We start from the raw sequence: 17,235 nt of genomic DNA on the forward strand, positions 1-17,235 counted from the left end.
AACAATCGAGCGCGGGGACTCGCACAACGCGATGGAAATACTGCTACCGCTTCTGAATCTTAGCGGGACATTCGTCTTCGCCATTAGCGGGGCCATGGCCGGTGTCAATCGCCAACTCGACGTATTCGGTGTGTCAGTGTTGGCCTTTGTGGCCGGCAACGTCGGCGGTATTGGTCGCGATGTCCTGATTGGCGCACTGCCGCCGGCCGCTATCGCCCACGTTCACTATTCCCTGATTTCGTTGACCGCTGCGCTGGCAGTGTTCTTCGGTCATCGGCTCATCGACCATATCCAGAGTCCGATCCTGCTGTTCGATGCCGCGGGGTTGGCGCTTTTTGCCGTCGCCGGCAGTCAGAAAGCACTCGAATACGGTCTGCCGGCGCCGATGGCCGCCGTGCTGGGCATGATCACGGGCATCGGGGGCGGCATGACACGTGATGTGCTCGTCGCCCGCGTGCCAGCAGTTCTAAGCGGCGAACTTTACGCCGTGGCGGCGCTGGCAGGCGCCACTTTAGTCGTGATCGGCGCCCAACTAGCGTGGCCACCAGTTGCCATTACACTCGTCGGCGCCGGCGTATGCTTTGCTATACGCTTGGGCGCGCTACGCCGTGGCTGGCGACTACCGGTAGCGCGTCATCGCAAGTAGCGCCGACCCGCATTGACGCTTTCGCGCCCCGCCGACGTTCGACACTCATCGTGACGCCACACCGCACACGCCTCGCACAGTTTGCTCGCACTGTCCGAGCAGATACCTCTCTCGGTACGCGCGCGAAGGGCATTCCAGACAAGGGCGAAAACCACGCCCCTGTCTGAAATCGGCCACCCCAGTCACCGGTGGCCATCCGCCATTACAGCCCAGCTACCGGCGACAAGTTCAGTCCTGACTCACTACGCTCTGTGGCTTGAGCGTGGTCAGGCGGACCAAATCGCGCACAACGACATTAAGGTGAGCATGGTCCGGACGCGCAACACCATGTAGTTCGCTCATCCGCGCCTGGATGAACGTCACTGTTTCGGCGTTTTCTTCGCGCCAAGCCGTCAGCGGCTCGTCAGCATCAATCTGCAGTACTTGGGCCACAATCTGTTGATGTACGCGGTAACTATCGTTGCGTAGGCTCGCACGCGCCAACGCTTGCCAGCGATCATCGGCAGCGACGGTGTGGATAGCATCCTGCAGCCAGGCAATACCAAGCTCATCGCCAACTGCGAAGTAGATGCGTGCGACATCGAACACGTCGCGCTCGAACGCGCCAGCCATCGACACCACGTCCATGATACCGCCGCCGCTATTGGCACTCGCAATCGATGCCGCCGTTTCGTCATTGACGCCGGCGTCGATCCACTTATCGCGGTAGGCTTGCCAACGCCGTTCGTAATCACCGGTTACCACATTCGGTAGTTCATCCAACAGACGCTGCGCATCCGCGCTATAGCGCCCGGCAAGCGTGCCGAGATCGCTTGTATCGTGCGTCATGCCCATCCACCAGTTCATGGCGTGTTTCAACAAGCGGATGACAATCCGGTGCAATTCATATTGCGTTTCGACCGCGACCTGGCCGTCGAGTGCTTCGACACGCGCGAAAAGCGTCTCACCATCGAGCCAAGCATCGGCTAGCAGATACGCCTCAGCAGCCGCTGCCATATGGTTGATCATGCCGGTCGGCAACCGATGTGCACTCGCGATACCCATGCGATCGATCATGCGGTTGGTTACGCGTGTGCTGATCAGTTCGCGTTTCAGGCGGTGGTTGTGGACCGCCTGCGGGAAACGCTTAACCAGATCATCCGGGAAACCGTGGTCGAGCAACCCCTCCAGCCACGGATCGTCTGGAATATTGCTCGCCAACAGTGCATCGGCCAGTGCAATCTTGCTGTAGGCAAACAGCACAGACAATTCAGGCCGCACCAGACCAACCCGATCGCGGGCGCGCTCGACGAGGGCATCGTCGCCCGGCAAGTTCTCAAGCTGACGGTCTAGCCAGCCGTCACGCTCCAATGCGCGCATGAAACTGACTTGTTCGTCAAAGCGCGCGACGGTGTCACTCTGCAACAGACCGAGTTGAAGGTTCTGGCGATAGTTGGTGGTCAATACACGCGTGGCAACGCCATCACTCATTTCGGCCAATAAGTCATTACGGGCTTCACGCGATATCTCGCCCGAAGCTTCGACAGTGCCGAGCGCGATCTTGATATTGACTTCCAGGTCCGAAGAATCGACACCGCCTGAATTGTCGATAGCATCCGTGTTAAGCGCCACACCAGCCAACGCGGCCTCGACACGCCCGTTTTGCGTCAAACCAAGGTTGCCGCCCTCGCCCACGGTCGAACAACGCAAGTCACAACCATCGACACGAACCCCATCATTGGCACGGTCACCAACGCTGGCGTTGGCTTCGAAACTCGCCTTGACGTAGGTGCCGATACCGCCGTTCCACAGCAGATCAACCGGTGCGCGGAGTATGGCGCCGATTACGGCATTTGGCGTCATACGACGGCTCTGGACACCGAGCACATGACGCGCTGCATCGGAGAGTTCGATGTATTTCGCACTCCGCTTGAATACACCACCGCCACTGGAGATGCGTGATTCGTCGTAGTCGCTCCAGGCTAGACTCGGGTCCTCGAACAACCGCTTGCGCTCGGCATAACTCGCAACCGGATCAGGGTTGGGGTCGATGAAGATGTGGCGGTGGTTAAATGCTGCGACCAACTGCATCTGGTCGGATCGCAGCATGCCGTTGCCGAACACGTCGCCGGCCATGTCACCCACGCCGACTGCGCTGAATGTTTCGGCGTGCGGATCACGCCCTAATGCTCGGAAATGCTGGCGCACCGATTCCCACGCGCCGCGCGCGGTGATCGCCATGACCTTGTGGTCGTAACCAGTCTCGCCGCCGGAAGCAAACGCGTCGTCCAACCAGAAACCGTATTCCTGCGATACACCATTGGCAATATCCGAGAACGAGGCCGTGCCCTTATCGGCAGCCACCACCAGATAGGGATCGGCCTCGTCGTAACAGACCACACGTTCGGGTTTGGCAATTGCATCGCCGTCGCGGTTGTCGGTGACGTCCAGTAAACCGCGGATAAACGTTTTGTAGCATTCAATGCCCAAATTCTGGCGTGCTTCGCGCGAATCCTCGGCCGGCCGGGCCTTGACCACAAATCCGCCCTTGGCGCCCACCGGCACGATGACGGCATTTTTAACCATCTGCGCCTTCATCAGGCCCAGCACTTCGGTGCGAAAATCCTCGCGTCGATCCGACCAGCGAATGCCACCACGAGCGACCTTGCCGCCTCGCAAGTGCACGCCTTCAACAGCCGGCGCATAGACGAACGCCTCAAACGCCGGCACCGGGCGCGGCAGTTCGGGAATATTACGCGGATCTAACTTGATACTGACGTACGGCTTTGGCTGGCCGTCGGCATCACGTTGATAAAAGTTGGTCCGCAGGCAACCATTAACCACGGCGTAGAACGCTCGCAGTACGCGATCGGCATCGAGTGTCGTCACCGATTCAAGTTCCGACTCGATGGCCTCGATCTCCGAGGCGTCGTGACCCGCATCGGCACCACCGGCATCCGGATCAAAACGCGACTCGAACAGCCTGACCAGCCGCTGAACGAGACCTGCGTGGGCGACGATCTGGTTCTGCACATAAACCGGCGAGAACGGCAGCTCGGTCTGAAGCAGGTAGCGAACGATGGTCCGCACCAACACGACCTGACGCGGTGTCAATTCAGCGGCGATGATCAGCCGGTTCAGGCCGTCATTTTCTGCGCGTCCGGCCAGGACATCTCCAAAGGCCTGACATACCGATTCAGCGCAGGTCGGATCGGTCAGCGCCTCGGCATTGGCGTGCTCGGCCTCGTACTCGTGGATCCATTGCGCCGTCTGGCCCGACGGTTCAACGACGAACGGCCACTGGGTGTGCGCCGATAGACCAAATTCCTCGAATATCGGCATGACGTCGGCCAACGCCATCTGCGTCCCGGTACCGTAGAGCTTCAGCCGTACATCGCCAGCATCATCCAAATCGACCACCCGTAGCCGCGGCTGGTCATCAGCTCCCAGTTCAGCTAATTGGCCGGCATCGATGAGCGCCGCCCCAGCGTCGTAACGCTCGCGATAAGCCGCCTCGAAGGCTCGCGCATAGTTGCGCAAGCCGACATTGTCGCGGCGACACAAGGCGATAAAACGATCGGACCAGTCGCGTGTAACCGCCAACAGGCGCGATTCGAGGGCCTCGGTGTCAATCTCGGCCTCGATCGCCTCGCCAGCCGATATATGCATGTATATCCGCATGAACGCGCCGCGCAAAAACCGCGTATCGACATGCTGCACGGAGCCCGAAAGGCTACGCGCAAGCTCGCCGGCAATCCGCAAGCGCAGGTTGCGGTCATAGCGCTCGCGTGGCACAAACACTAGGCAGGAAAAGAAGCGGTCGTAACGGTCGCGGCGCACGAACAACCGCAGCTTTTCGGTCTCGCGCATGCCCAGCACGCCCATGATCGTGCCAAGCAATTCGTCCTCGCCGGACTGGAATAACTCGTCGCGCGGAAACGTTTCCAGGATGTAGTTAAAATTCTTGGCGCGATTGGAGCCTTGCCGTATGCCGGCTTGTTCGGCGACGTAATTAACCTTGTGACGCAGCGTCGGGATTTCGCGCGGGCTAACCGAATAAGCCTCGTTGGAAAATAGACCGAGGAACCGATGTGCGCCAATCGTCTCGCCATCGGCATTAATACGTTTGACGGCGATGACATCCATGACGTCGTTATGGTGAATCCACGACCGCGTATTGGCCTTGGATACCACCAATGTCCGCTTTGACCCCGTATAGCGATCCATCAACGCTGGTGAGGCAACATAGCCGTTGGCATCGAGCCCCGGACGGTCTTCGCGTAACAAACCAAAACTGGCGTTCGGCACATCAACCATCGCGTTCTCGCCATCGGCGTTCTGCCGAAGCTCACGCTGACGATAGCCCAACAGTGTGAAATGGTCGTCCACCAACCAGCGCAGGAATGCCGCGGTCTCGATGCAGTTCTCGGCATCGACATTGGCCGGCGGCGTTTCCAGATCGGCGGCCACGTCCGTCATTGCCTGTTTCATCATCGCCCAATCGCCGACAACGACTGCCAGGTCATCCAGACGTCGTTCGACATCGGTGGTCAATGCGTCCACGTCCAACGAGGCCGGCGCAGCGAATTCGAAGCGCATGAGCAACTCATCGCGGGCCCCATCCAACGTATCGCTGGGCGCGGCCAATTCGACCACATGCCCTTCGTCGTCGCGCGTTACACGCACCAGGACATTGAGCACCCAATCGATGTCAGCACCGGTCTCACGCACCGCCATACTGACGGTGTCGACAAAAAATGCCATGTCGTCGGTCGCGGTAACCAGTGCGGTATCGCAACTCGACCCGGCAGGCCGCGTGTCGTGCACATCAGCGGCAATCTCGGCGCCCAGACGGGGCTGTATCAGCCGATCAAATAGACTACCGAGCGCTTCGGTAACATCGCCCGGCTCGCGGGCAGACAGCTCGTCGGCGAGCATCTGGTCGAGCGCGATCTCGACAAATCGCGGCCAAATCTCAGAATCCCGGCCGGATACTTCGCCGACACATTTGCGGATTGCGGCAAGACGTTCAGGGGTCGATGAACTCATGTGGACAGCGCTTGGTGCATTATTGTGCCCCGCTACCGTAGCGCTAAATCAGTCACGCCACAATCGCCTTTCAGCAACGCCACAGCACAGCGTCATAAGCAAAGAGTCATAATGCCCAACCACGAGTGAGTAATCACCTTTTATAGGACAATCTTTTACCCGGGAAGTCATGTATAAAGCTTATCGTCAACCGCACGAGCCTGACAGGCAAACAATGTGCTACTCGCGCCCTGCGCAGGCCGATGAATCGGCTTATCAAAACGTTCTGGCCCATTATCGCGTCGACGAACGGACCCAGCTCGATCGCCTGATTCCGATCGCACGACTCGACGAAGCAAAGCGCGCACAGGTCGAAGGTGACGCAGCACGACTAGTCGAATCGGTACGCGCCAAAAGTGCCGAAGGCAGCGGCATCGATGCCTTCATGCAGGAATACGAACTTTCCAGCCAGGAAGGCGTCGTGCTCATGTGCCTGGCCGAGGCGCTGCTCCGTATTCCGGACAACGAGACCGTCGACCGTTTGATCGACGACAAGATCGGTGGTTCGAATTGGGAAGCGCACCTCGGCGAATCCAATTCCTGGTTCGTCAACGCCAGCACCTGGGGGTTAATGCTAACTGGGCGGATTCTGCGCCATGAAGACGCCCCGCAACGTAACTTTCGTAGCGTCGTACAGCGGCTCGTACGCCGCTCCGGTGAGCCGTTTATCCGCCAGGCCGTGCGACACGCGATGCGGCTGATGGGAAAACAGTTTGTACTTGGTCGCGATATCGACGAAGCACTTAAAAACGCCCGCGAACTGGAAAAACGCGGCTATCGTTATTCCTATGACATGCTCGGCGAAGCCGCGCGCACCGATGCCGACGCCCGGCGCTATTTCGACGATTATCACCGCGCGATCGAAGCCTGCGGCCGCGCGAGCACTAACCGCGGACCAGTCCAATCCCCCGGTGTTTCAGTCAAGCTTTCGGCGCTGCATGCACGTTACGAACTCGCCCACCGTGAGCGCGTACTCAATGAACTGTTGCCGCGGCTGCAAGAACTCACCCGACTGGCCGCCCAACACAATATCAACCTCACCGTCGATGCCGAGGAAGCCAGCCGGCTCGACCTATCACTGGAACTATTCGCACTCGCTTCGGCCGACGAAGCGCTCGGCGATTGGCAAGGCTTGGGTCTGGCCATTCAGGCATATCAAAAACGCGCCCTGGATGTCATCGACTGGTTGGCCGACCTGGCCCTCCGCCACAACCGCCGGATTATGATCCGGTTGGTTAAAGGGGCGTACTGGGACACGGAGATCAAAACCGCACAGGAGGCCGGACTGGACGACTATCCGGTATTCACGCGTAAGATCAACACCGACGTATCGTACTTAGCTTGTGCGCGCCGCATTCTGGATCACGGCAACGCATTTTATGGCCAGTTCGCGACGCATAATGCCCACACTCTGGCCTTTATCCAGCATCTGGCCGCCGGGCGCGAAGACTACGAATTCCAGCGCCTGCACGGCATGGGCGAGGCCCTCTACGAAGAAATCGTCGAAAAAGATGACAAATCCGCCAGTTGCCGCATCTATGCGCCGGTCGGCCTACATGAGGATCTACTCGCCTATTTAGTGCGCCGACTGCTGGAAAACGGCGCCAACAGTTCGTTCGTCAACCGCTTGGTCGACGAAAACGAGCCGGTCTACGACATTATCGCCGACCCGGTGCGTACCGCCGAACAACTCGACCACGCCCGGCATCCAAAGATCCCGCTGCCGGCCGATCTGTACGGCGATAACCGACCCAACGCACACGGGGTAGACCTCACCGATATCCGACAACTGGATGAGTTGGCCGCCGGCATGCGGGCCGCCGATGAAGTAACCCGGCAAGCAACGCCGCTAGTCGGCGGCACCATCACGCAGAGTGCCCAAAAACGGGCCGATAAGGGCGCTGCCGAGGCGATCCACAGCCCGGCCGATCGATCCAAACGCGTCGGCGAGGTGGTCTGGGCCGACCACGACGATCTGGAAACCGCACTGGCGACAACTTCGGCCGCGGCACCACGCTGGGCAGCAACGCCAGCAACCGAGCGTGCAGCCTGTCTGCGCCGCTACGCCGACCTACTGGAACAGCACATGGCCGAGTTCATCGCCCTGTGCGCGCGCGAGGCCGGCCGGCATATCCCGGACGGTGTCGCCGAAGTCCGCGAAGCGGTGGATTTTTGTCGCTACTACGCCTGCCAAGTCGAGGCGGAATTCGCCCACGAAACAGTCCTTCCCGGCCCGACCGGCGAACGCAACACCTACCGACTGGCCGGTCGCGGCGTGTTCGTCACGATCAGCCCGTGGAACTTTCCGCTCGCGATCTTCACCGGCCAAACGGCAGCCGCACTTGCCGCCGGCAACACGGTAATCGCCAAACCGGCCGAGCAGACGCCACTAATCGGCATGCGCGCTATCGAGCTCATGCACGAAGCCGGCATCCCCGGTGACGCGCTAGCATTTCTGCCGGGCGACGGGCCAACCATCGGTGCGCCGCTGGCCGCGGATCAACGCATCAGCGGGCTGGCCTTCACCGGCTCGCTGGCCACTGCCAAGGGCATCAACCGCACGCTGGCCGAACGCGACGGGCCGCTGATTCCGCTCATCGCCGAGACCGGCGGTCAGAACGCCATGATTGTGGATTCCTCGGCTCTGATCGAACAGGCCGTAGCCGACATCGTTAAATCTGGCTTCCAAAGCGCGGGCCAGCGCTGCTCGGCACTGCGCGTGCTGTATGTCCAATCCGACATCGCCGACACCCTGCTGGAAATGTTGGCCGGCGCCATGGCCGAGCTCTCGGTCGGCGATCCGTGCAACCTCGGCACCGACGTTACGCCCGTTATCAACGACGAAGCCCGCGACGCGCTGCTGTCTTATGCCAGTCAGGCAGACGAACGATACCGCCTGATCCATCGCCATGAACTTGACGGCCACCCCAGCGACAACGGCACCTTTTTCGCGCCACGGGCGTACGAGTTATCCGGGATCAACGAGCTCGGCGACGAGCAATTCGGCCCGATCGTGCATGTGGTGCGCTTTAATGCCGACCAGATCGATCAAGTCGTGGATGACATCAACACGCTCGGTTACGGACTGACCTTCGGGATCCACAGCCGCATCGACACCACAGTCGAACGCGTCGTACGCCGCATCCGCACCGGTAATACCTATGTTAACCGCAATATTATCGGCGCCGTGGTCGGCGTGCATCCATTCGGCGGCGAAGGCCGGTCAGGGACCGGTCCCAAAGCCGGCGGGCCGCACTACCTACATCGGTTCGCTACCGAACGCGCTATCAGCCGGGACACGACCGCCGCCGGTGGCAACGCCTCGCTGATGACGCTCGAGGAAGACGAACCAGCCGACAACACCCTGCTCACGCCGGAACCACAGCGTTATGGCTAGCGTGCGCATGGCCGTCACCGAGGCCGCACGGCTTCATGCGTTCCAACGAACGTGGCAACCATTCATGCCATGGTCGGTGGTACTCGGTGGTACGGCCAGCGCCCACGGCATCCACCCACAATCCGATATAAAGGGATAACATCATGGCGATCGGTGTTTGGATCAGTCTAATTTTCTATTTCGTGCTGATGCTCGGCATCGGCTTCTATGCCTGGCTTCAGTCGACTTCATCGCCGGAGGAATACATGCTGGGCGGCCGCAGGCTGCGACCGTCGGTCGCCGCCCTATCCGCCGGTGCCTCGGACATGAGCGGCTGGCTATTGCTGGGCCTGCCGGGCGCGCTGTTCGCCTCCGGATTGGTGTCGTCCTGGATCGGTATCGGTTTGTTCTGCGGCGCATTCGCCAACTGGATCATCGTCGCGCCACGCCTGCGTGAGCAGACCAAACGTTACGACGACAGCCTGACAATCCCGGCGTTTCTAGCCAATCGTTTCCCGACACGTGCCCTGGCGCTACGCACCGTATCAGCCGTGATTATCGTCATTTTCTTTGCGGTCTATACGGCCTCGGGATTGGTCGCGGGCGGTAAGCTGTTTACCAGCGCCTTCAGCGGCATGTTCGAGTTCGGCTCGCTTTCCGGTTACACCACTGGCATCTGGCTGACGTTGGCCATCGTGCTGAGCTACACCGTCGTCGGCGGTTTTTTGGCAGTCAGTCTCACTGACTTTTGTCAGGGCAGCATCATAATGCTCGCACTGGTCGCCATGCCGTTGACTGTCCTGTTCGGAAGCGGCGGTGGCGGTCTGAGCCAAGCCTCGAACACCCTAGCCAATGTCGATCCGAACTTTTTGTCCTGGTTCCACGGCCTTGGCCTGCTTGGATTCCTTTCGGCTGTTACCTGGGGGCTCGGCTATTTCGGCCAACCGCATATTATCGTTCGCTTTATGGCGATACGCTCGGTTAAAGAGGTGCCCCGAGCCCGCAACATCGGCATGAGCTGGATGGCTGTATCACTGATTGGTGCTATCAGCGTCGGCGTTTTCGGTCGCGCCTACGCCGTGCGCAACGGTCTCGACATCGGCGATTCAGAAACGATTTTCATCGTACTCTCGGATCTTTTATTCAATCCGTTCGTGACCGGCTTTCTCTATGCGGCGCTACTGGCTGCGATCATGAGCACTATCTCCAGCCAATTGCTGGTCGCCTCGTCATCACTGACCGAGGACTTCTATCGGCTGTTTCTGCGTAAGGAAGCAAGCAAGCGCGAAAGCGTCACAATCGGCCGCATTAGCGTGCTGATTGTCGGGCTAATCGCTGCCGTCATTGCCAGCAATCCGAACTCACAGGTACTGGGCTTAGTCAGCCATGCCTGGGCCGGTTTCGGTGCAGCCTTCGGACCGATGATTATCTTGTCGCTAACCTGGCGGCGTATGTCGGGCACCGGCGCGGTCGCCGGGCTCGCCACCGGCGCGATCACCGTGATCGTGTGGATTCTGCTCGGCTGGGATCAGAGCATGTTCGGCGGTCCCGGCGTCTACGAGATCATGCCGGGCTTTGCGCTGGCTTGGCTTGCGATCTACGGCGTCAGCCTGGCCACCGAAACTAGCGGTGAATTCCGCGCCGCCCCCGCCAGCTGACGCCACTACGGCTACGACTGAGTGCGCTGGCTCAAGCCAGCGCACTCAGCTCGCCGAGACGCGCACAATCGAGGTCGAATTTCTCGATCGGCAGATTGTCGGCCCGAGTCCGGCCACGGTTGACCGCGGCCACTGGCTGGCCACGCCGCACAGCCTCGCGCACAAACCGAAACCCAGACCAAACCATCAGCGACGAACCGACAACCAACACCGCATCGGCACGATCAAGCGCGTCCCAAGCACATTTGGTCACGTGCGGCGCCACCGTGCCACCAAAAAACACCACTTCCGGTTTGAGAATGCCGCCACAGCTCGGGCAATCCGGCACGACAAACTGCTCGTAGTCGACCTCGCCCAGGTCGATGTCACCATCGGGCCTGAGCGTATCGGCCTCGGTGAGCCAACCGCGATTGGCTGCAATCAGTTTGTCCTGGATGCAACTGCGTGACACGCGCTTGCCGCAGGCCAGACACACCACGCGATCAAGGCGACCATGGAGATCGACCACCGCGCTTGACCCCGCAGCCTGATGCAGGCCATCGACATTCTGGGTGACGATGCGGCTGATCCGCCCTTTGTTTTCCAGTGATGCAAGTGCACGGTGGCCGGCGTTCGGCCGGGCCCGCGCGACCGGCGGCCAACCAGCCATGCTGCGTGCCCAGTAACGCTTGCGCTTGGTGAGCTGGGTAACAAACGCCTGATGCTGGATCGGGCTCGCGCCCTTCCAATCGCCGTGACGATCACGATAATCGGGGATGCCCGAGAGGGTGCTAAGGCCTGCACCGGTGAGCACGAACAACCGCCGATGACGGCCGATAAATGCTGATAGCGCTTCGAGACTGGCCCGGTCATCGACTGCTGTCGACCCAGCTTTAGCCATGCTGGCATCAATGTGGTCTGGCGCCGGCCCGGCAGTTGTCATTTATACGCCAGCCATAGGATCGTTGGCCTGCTTACGCGTACATTGCACGCACGGGCAGCGCCCCCGGCCTTCCGGTAGGTCGATGGCTGCTTAGGCGTCCCGACGGTCGAATGTCTGGAAGCGGCAAAGTGGTCGGTCGTTACTGGCCGGCTCGATTTGCTCATCGATTTTATGCCACATCGACCATTCGAACGGCGGAAACCAGGTATCGCCGATGTATTCGGCCTCTATGCGTGTAATGAGCAGCCGCGTCGTACGTGGTAACGCCAGAGCATAGATTTCAGCGCCGCCCAGGATCATGAGCTCATCGCCGTCGGTTGCCGGATCGATGCACTGGATCGCCTCGTCGAGATCGCGGACCATTTCACAGTCGTCAAACTGCAGATCCGACTGCCGTGTAAGCACAAGATTGCGACGGCCCGGTAAAGCCGCCCTGATAGACTGGCGCGTCTTTCGCCCCATCAAGACCGGCTTGCCATACGTCTGGTTCTGGAACCAACGCAGGTCAGCCGGCAGGTGCCACGGCATACCGCCATGAGATCCGATGACATCGTTTCGGTCCATTGCGGCGATAGCAGTCAGCCACATCGATGAATTGTCCGTGGTCGTAGCGTTTTGCATGGCTTAGACGTTAAACCGCAACCGGCGCACGAATCGCCGCATGCGATTCATAGCCTTGCAATGCGATATCGTCAAAGCTAAACGAGAATAGATCATCGACCGCTGGGTTGAGCCACAGCGTCGGCGCCGGCTTCGGATCACGCGCCAATTGCCGGTCCACTTGATCCAAATGGTTCGAATAGATATGCGCATCGCCCAGTGTGTGCACGAACTCGCCAACATCCAGGCCGGTCGCCCGCGCCATCAGATGGGTTAACAGCGCGTAGGACGCAATGTTGAACGGAAGCCCTAGAAAGATATCCGCGCTGCGCTGATAGAGCTGACAGGAGAGTCGGCCATCGGCGACGAAAAATTGGAAAAGGACGTGGCACGGCGGCAACGCCATGTCATCGACTTGCGCGGGGTTCCAGGCCGTAACGAGGTGTCGCCGCGAATCGGGGTGATGGCGGAGCGAATCGCGCACGTGCGCCAGTTGATCGATAGCGTGACCGCCCGGCGACGGCCAGCTCCGCCACTGGTAGCCGTAAATCGGGCCTAGATCGCCGTCGGCGTCGGCCCATTCATCCCAGATTGTCACCCCGTTTTGGCGCAGGTACGTGACGTTGGTATCACCGGCAATAAACCACAACAGCTCGTGAATAATCGACCTAAGATGCAGCTTTTTGGTCGTCACGGCCGGGAAGCCACGCGCCAGGTCGAAGCGCATCTGGCGGCCGAAGATCGCGCGCGTGCCGGTACCGGTGCGATCCGATTTGATCGCGCCGTTGTCGCGAGCATCGCGTACGAGATCCAGATACGGTTGCTCGACGACAGTCATGCGATCCCCGGGCGTCGCGTATACCCCCAAATCATCAGCGCCACGCCAATCGCGATCATCGGCAGCGAATAGACTTGGCCGAGCGTCATCCAGCCGAAGGCCACGAAGCCTGCGAACGGGTCCGGCTGGCGGAAGAATTCAGCGACAAAACGCGCGCAGCCGTAGCCGGTCAGAAACACACCGGTCACGACACCGCGCGGCCGCGGGCGCAACGCGAAAAACCACAGCAGGACAAACAAGAGCAAACCTTCGAGACAGGCTTCGTACAACTCGGACGGGTGCCGCGGATTGGGCCCCACCTGCGGATAAACCATGGCCCAGGGAACGGGGGTATGCACGATCCGCCCGACGAGCTCACCGTTGATGAAATTGCCGATCCGGCCGAGGAACAAACCGATGGGCACGATGGGTGCGACGAAATCGATTACGTCGAACCAGTGGCGCTGGCCACGCCAGGCAAACAACAGACTCGCGGCAGCAACACCGATCAGGCCGCCATGAAACGACATGCCACCATCCCAGACATACAGAATATGCAGTGGATGGGCGAAATAGGCGCCGGGCTGGTACAACAAGACATAGCCAAGACGACCGCCCAACACCACGCCGAGTACGACGTAAAACAGGAAGTCGCCGACCTGTTCGCGCGACCACTCAATGTGCGCAAGCCGTGTCCGCGCGTTGGCCAGAGCCCAGCCAACCAGGAAGCTGGCCAGATACATGACGCCGTACCAGTACACGGACAGCGGCCCAACCGAGAGCGCGATCGGATCGAAATCGGGGCGAACAAACATTGCCGCGTAGTTTATCAGGCCGTCATATGCGAGCGTGACTCAACGACAAGAACCAATTGCCTGCCTCCGGTTCTTGAGCAATAAAAACCCCGGCCGCAAACGCGACCGGGGCCAAATTATGCGACCGCTGTACGGACGTTCACGCCACCTTGCGCTCGAATTCGCGCTCAAAACGAGCCCGGAACTCATCGCGGGTTAAGGCGTGATTCTGGGTACCGTCGTGTTCGACCTTGATGGTGCCCATCAACGTGGCCATACGACCGGTGATTTCCCAATCGTAGCCTTCCTGGAGACCGACAATCAGGCCTGCCCGGAAGGCATCACCGCAACCAGTGGGATCGTTGACCGACGCTGGTGTGGCCGCCGGCACATTGATGGTACGGCCGCCTACGTGGATGGTCGCACCGTCAGCGCCACTGGTGATGATGAACGCTTTAACGCGCGCTGCGATTTCAGCGACCGACAGACCAGTTTTCTCGCCGATCACCTGCGCTTCGTATTCGTTGACCGAGACATAGGCAGCCTGGTCGATGGCCGTTTTAAGCTCGTCACCGTCGAACATCGGCAACCCCTGGCCAGGGTCGAATATAAAGTCGATGCCGGCGTCGGCAAATTGTTTCGCATGCTGAACCATGCCGTCCTTACCGTCCGGTGCGATGACGCCGAGATCAATCGAGTCATCGGTCGGCACATGTTGCTCATGGGCGCGATTCATCGCGCCCGGATGGAACGCAGTGAACTGGTTACCGTCGGCATCCGACGTGATATAAGCCTGCGCACAGTAGGTGTCTTCGATTTCCTTTACATACTTGCGGCTGATGCCGTGTTGATCCAGCCAGTCTTGGTAGGGACGAAAATCCTTGCCAACCGCACCCATGGCATAGCCTTCGCCGCCCAACAGATTGAGCGAATAGGCGATATTGCCGGCACAACCACCGAACTGACGGTCTAGATTCGGCACCAAAAACGACACGTTCAGCCGATGCACATGATCGGGCAGGATTTCATCGGCAAAACGGCCTTCAAAACTCATCAGCGTATCGAAAGCAATCGAACCGCAAATCAAAGCAGACATATATTGTCCTCAGTCAAACCAAAACAGTGCCAGCAACCGGCCGGCACTGTTACTACATCTTGCCAGAAATTGGCAAAATGGGGGTTCAACCAGGCAAGCAATGGCTTTCAACTGGCTTATCCACCGACCAGAAAGACCAATTCGTTTTGTAGCCACCCACTCTGAGCCATCTGAGCAGGCCTAGATATCCAAAACACTGCCTGTATACGTACAGCTACCCTTGCTCTAAAAATTTGTCGCGCAGCGCTTGTGTGAGAATCGCGTTCCAACGTTGCTCTGCCAGATCGTAAGCTTCAGGCCGAACCTCTTCAGAGTGAACACGTTTAGCGATCACACCACATAGGCAGGCTGCCGATAGCCCAAAGGTCTCGCAGACGGTAAACAGCGCGGCAGCTTCCATTTCGAAATTGGTCACGTTCAATTGTTGCCATTCGGCCATGGACCCCTGGAAACGACGCGGCACATAGCCTGAGTGATTGTCATAGCGCTCCTGGCCCGGCCAGAAGGAATCCGATGATGCGGCGACACCAACGTGGTGCGGAATTTCAAGACTGCGGGCTGCATGGACGAGTGATTGGGTCAGCGCAAAGGACGCTACTGCCGGATATTCCATAGGTGCGTAATGACCCGATGTACCCTCCAGCCGTACGGCGGCTTTGCTGATGATGATATCGCTGTAGTCGATATGCGCCTGGATCGAACCTGTGGTGCCCACACGTATGAACTGGGTTATACCGATATTGGCCAATTCCTCGACTGCGACCGCCGTCGAGGGTGACCCCAGTCCCGTCGAACACACTAATACCGACTGGCCCGCGATACGCGCCAACCAAGAACGATATTCGCGGTGTTGGCCAATCTCCCGAGCATCGCCGTCAATGCCCCGAGCCAGCTGGGGAACACGTCCTGGATCCCCCGGCAAAAGCGCGTACTGTGCGCCCCCGATGTCTTCCCGACTCAGCCCGATGTGATATTGCTTGATGCTATTCCGGCTCATGAATCACTCTCTATCTGGATGGGGGTTCCGGCACCCGTCCATACCAGCCCGAGATGCCGGGCTGCCGTGGCACCGATGTCGGCGAACGATGTTCGCCGTCCAAAATCGCCGCTAGCGATACCGGGTCCGCAGACGAGCACGGGGACGTTCTCCCGGGTATGATCACTACCCCCAAACGTCGGATCATTGCCGTGATCGGCGGTTACGATCAGAAGGTCCTCGTCGCCGAGCGCACAACGCACCTCAGACAGTCGATTATCGAAGCGTTCAAGCTCATTGGCATAGCCGATCACATCCCGGCGATGCCCGTATCGCGAGTCGAAATCACAGAAATTAACAAAAATCAGCCCTGGATCAGCCTGCTCATCCAAGCTTTCCAATACTTGGTCGAATACCTCATCGAGCTCGGTAACGGGATACTCGTGATAAATGCCACGATGAGCGAATAGATCGCCGATCTTGCCGATGGTTGTGACTGTCATACCACTCTCCGACAAGGCGCCAAGCAAAGTTGGACCATGCGGCGGCATGGAGAAATCCCGACGCTGCTCGGTACGCGTAAAGCTATCTGCCGAACTGCCGACGAAGGGCCGCGCGATAACACGCGCAATGCGATGCTCATCACACAATTCACGCGCTGCTTCGCACACTGTGTATAGGCGCTCAAGCCCAAACACACTTTCATGCGCAGCAATCTGGAATACGCTATCAGTCGAGGTATAAACGATCGGCTCACCGGTTCGCAGATGCTGCTCACCGTGGTGCGCGATAACCTCGGTGCCAGATGCTCGCCCAACTTCGATCACCCCCGGAAGTTCGCAAGCCTCGACTAACCGCGAGATCAATTCAGGCGGGTACGGCTGAGCCGGGTCCTCCCCAAAGTGCCCCCAGTCAGCTGTGGTCCGTAGCCCGGCAATTTCCCAGTGCCCCCCTGTACTGCCTTTGGGCACGCTAGTTGGTACTGCATACCCAAAAGCCACATCAGGTTCCAATCGCCCGCCAAGGCTAGCGGCTAGCGCTCGCCCCCGGCTGGCACGAGCGGATCCCTCGATCCCCATTGAGGCGAGATTCGGTGACACAAGCGGTCCGGCTCGGACTCCAGCTTGATCTGCATTACCGTTGGCAGCCGCCTCGACGATATTGCCGAGTGTATCCGACCCCACATCACCATAGGCAGCCGCATCATCGGCCTGGCCTACACCGACTGAATCCATGACTAGAATGATGGCACGCGCACTATTCATGGTGAACTCAACATAAAG

General features: G+C 59.5%; 11 protein-coding genes. 3 read left to right on the forward strand and 8 right to left on the reverse strand.

The window, feature by feature from the left end:
• Positions 1-31 precede the first annotated feature (31 nt).
• Positions 32-646, forward strand: a complete 615-nt coding sequence (locus HKX41_04415) for a trimeric intracellular cation channel family protein (GenBank protein ID NNC23397.1) — start codon at positions 32-34, stop codon at positions 644-646.
• A gap of 228 nt (positions 647-874) precedes the next feature.
• Here HKX41_04415 and HKX41_04420 read toward each other — a convergent pair whose 3' ends face one another.
• Positions 875-5,674, reverse strand: coding sequence for an NAD-glutamate dehydrogenase (locus HKX41_04420; protein NNC23398.1), 4,800 nt, complete (start codon positions 5,672-5,674; stop codon positions 875-877).
• Positions 5,675-5,888: 214 nt separating this feature from the next.
• Between HKX41_04420 and putA the strand changes: the two genes are divergently transcribed.
• Together putA and putP are read left to right on the forward strand one after the other, a co-directional pair.
• Positions 5,889-9,110, forward strand: a complete 3,222-nt coding sequence (gene putA, locus HKX41_04425; GenBank protein ID NNC23399.1) for a bifunctional proline dehydrogenase/L-glutamate gamma-semialdehyde dehydrogenase PutA — start codon at positions 5,889-5,891, stop codon at positions 9,108-9,110.
• Positions 9,111-9,253: 143 nt separating this feature from the next.
• Positions 9,254-10,747 (forward strand): sodium/proline symporter PutP, encoded by a 1,494-nt coding sequence (gene putP / locus HKX41_04430; GenBank protein NNC23400.1) that lies wholly within the window; start codon positions 9,254-9,256, stop codon positions 10,745-10,747.
• 31 nt (positions 10,748-10,778) lie between these two features.
• On the opposite strand, the gene HKX41_04435 is transcribed toward putP, so the two are convergent.
• The 7 genes from HKX41_04435 to HKX41_04465 form a co-directional block, all read right to left on the reverse strand.
• Positions 10,779-11,627, reverse strand: a complete 849-nt coding sequence (locus HKX41_04435; GenBank protein NNC23401.1) for an NAD-dependent protein deacetylase — start codon at positions 11,625-11,627, stop codon at positions 10,779-10,781.
• Positions 11,628-11,759: 132 nt separating this feature from the next.
• A complete protein-coding gene (locus tag HKX41_04440; GenBank protein NNC23402.1) occupies positions 11,760-12,257 on the reverse strand; it encodes a dihydrofolate reductase in 498 nt (165 codons plus the stop codon).
• Between the two features lie 43 nt (positions 12,258-12,300).
• Complete coding sequence (locus HKX41_04445) at positions 12,301-13,107, reverse strand: thymidylate synthase (protein ID NNC23403.1); 807 nt, start codon at positions 13,105-13,107, stop codon at positions 12,301-12,303.
• Positions 13,104-13,901 (reverse strand): prolipoprotein diacylglyceryl transferase, encoded by a 798-nt coding sequence (locus HKX41_04450; GenBank protein NNC23404.1) that lies wholly within the window; start codon positions 13,899-13,901, stop codon positions 13,104-13,106. Before HKX41_04450 ends, HKX41_04445 begins: the two co-directional genes overlap by 4 nt.
• 139 nt (positions 13,902-14,040) lie before the next feature.
• Positions 14,041-14,976, reverse strand: a complete 936-nt coding sequence (locus HKX41_04455) for a carbohydrate kinase family protein (GenBank protein ID NNC23405.1) — start codon at positions 14,974-14,976, stop codon at positions 14,041-14,043.
• Between the two features lie 214 nt (positions 14,977-15,190).
• The gene (udp, locus tag HKX41_04460; GenBank protein ID NNC23406.1) at positions 15,191-15,973 is read right to left on the reverse strand and encodes a uridine phosphorylase; all 783 of its coding nucleotides are present in this window, start codon (positions 15,971-15,973) and stop codon (positions 15,191-15,193) included.
• Entirely contained in the window at positions 15,970-17,217 is a 1,248-nt protein-coding gene (locus tag HKX41_04465; protein ID NNC23407.1) for a phosphopentomutase, read from the reverse strand. The genes udp and HKX41_04465 overlap by 4 nt, the downstream gene beginning before the upstream one ends.
• Positions 17,218-17,235: the final 18 nt, after the last annotated feature.

The organism is Salifodinibacter halophilus (genome assembly GCA_012999515.1).
In the GTDB taxonomy this organism is placed as follows: domain Bacteria; phylum Pseudomonadota; class Gammaproteobacteria; order Nevskiales; family Salinisphaeraceae; genus Salifodinibacter; species Salifodinibacter halophilus.

What these genes read in the sequence shown, in the direction of transcription:
- putA (NNC23399.1), top strand. Translation starts at nt 5,889, where the DNA reads ATGTGCTACTCGCGCCCTGCGCAGGCCGATGAATCGGCTTATCAAAAC.
- HKX41_04465 (NNC23407.1), bottom strand. Translation starts at nt 17,217, where the DNA reads ATGAATAGTGCGCGTGCCATCATTCTAGTCATGGATTCAGTCGGTGTA.
- HKX41_04455 (NNC23405.1), bottom strand. Translation starts at nt 14,976, where the DNA reads ATGTCTGCTTTGATTTGCGGTTCGATTGCTTTCGATACGCTGATGAGT.
- HKX41_04415 (NNC23397.1), top strand. Translation starts at nt 32, where the DNA reads ATGGAAATACTGCTACCGCTTCTGAATCTTAGCGGGACATTCGTCTTC.
- putP (NNC23400.1), top strand. Translation starts at nt 9,254, where the DNA reads ATGGCGATCGGTGTTTGGATCAGTCTAATTTTCTATTTCGTGCTGATG.
- HKX41_04450 (NNC23404.1), bottom strand. Translation starts at nt 13,901, where the DNA reads ATGTTTGTTCGCCCCGATTTCGATCCGATCGCGCTCTCGGTTGGGCCG.
- HKX41_04435 (NNC23401.1), bottom strand. Translation starts at nt 11,627, where the DNA reads ATGGCTAAAGCTGGGTCGACAGCAGTCGATGACCGGGCCAGTCTCGAA.
- HKX41_04445 (NNC23403.1), bottom strand. Translation starts at nt 13,107, where the DNA reads ATGACTGTCGTCGAGCAACCGTATCTGGATCTCGTACGCGATGCTCGC.
- udp (NNC23406.1), bottom strand. Translation starts at nt 15,973, where the DNA reads ATGAGCCGGAATAGCATCAAGCAATATCACATCGGGCTGAGTCGGGAA.
- HKX41_04420 (NNC23398.1), bottom strand. Translation starts at nt 5,674, where the DNA reads ATGAGTTCATCGACCCCTGAACGTCTTGCCGCAATCCGCAAATGTGTC.
- HKX41_04440 (NNC23402.1), bottom strand. Translation starts at nt 12,257, where the DNA reads ATGTGGCTGACTGCTATCGCCGCAATGGACCGAAACGATGTCATCGGA.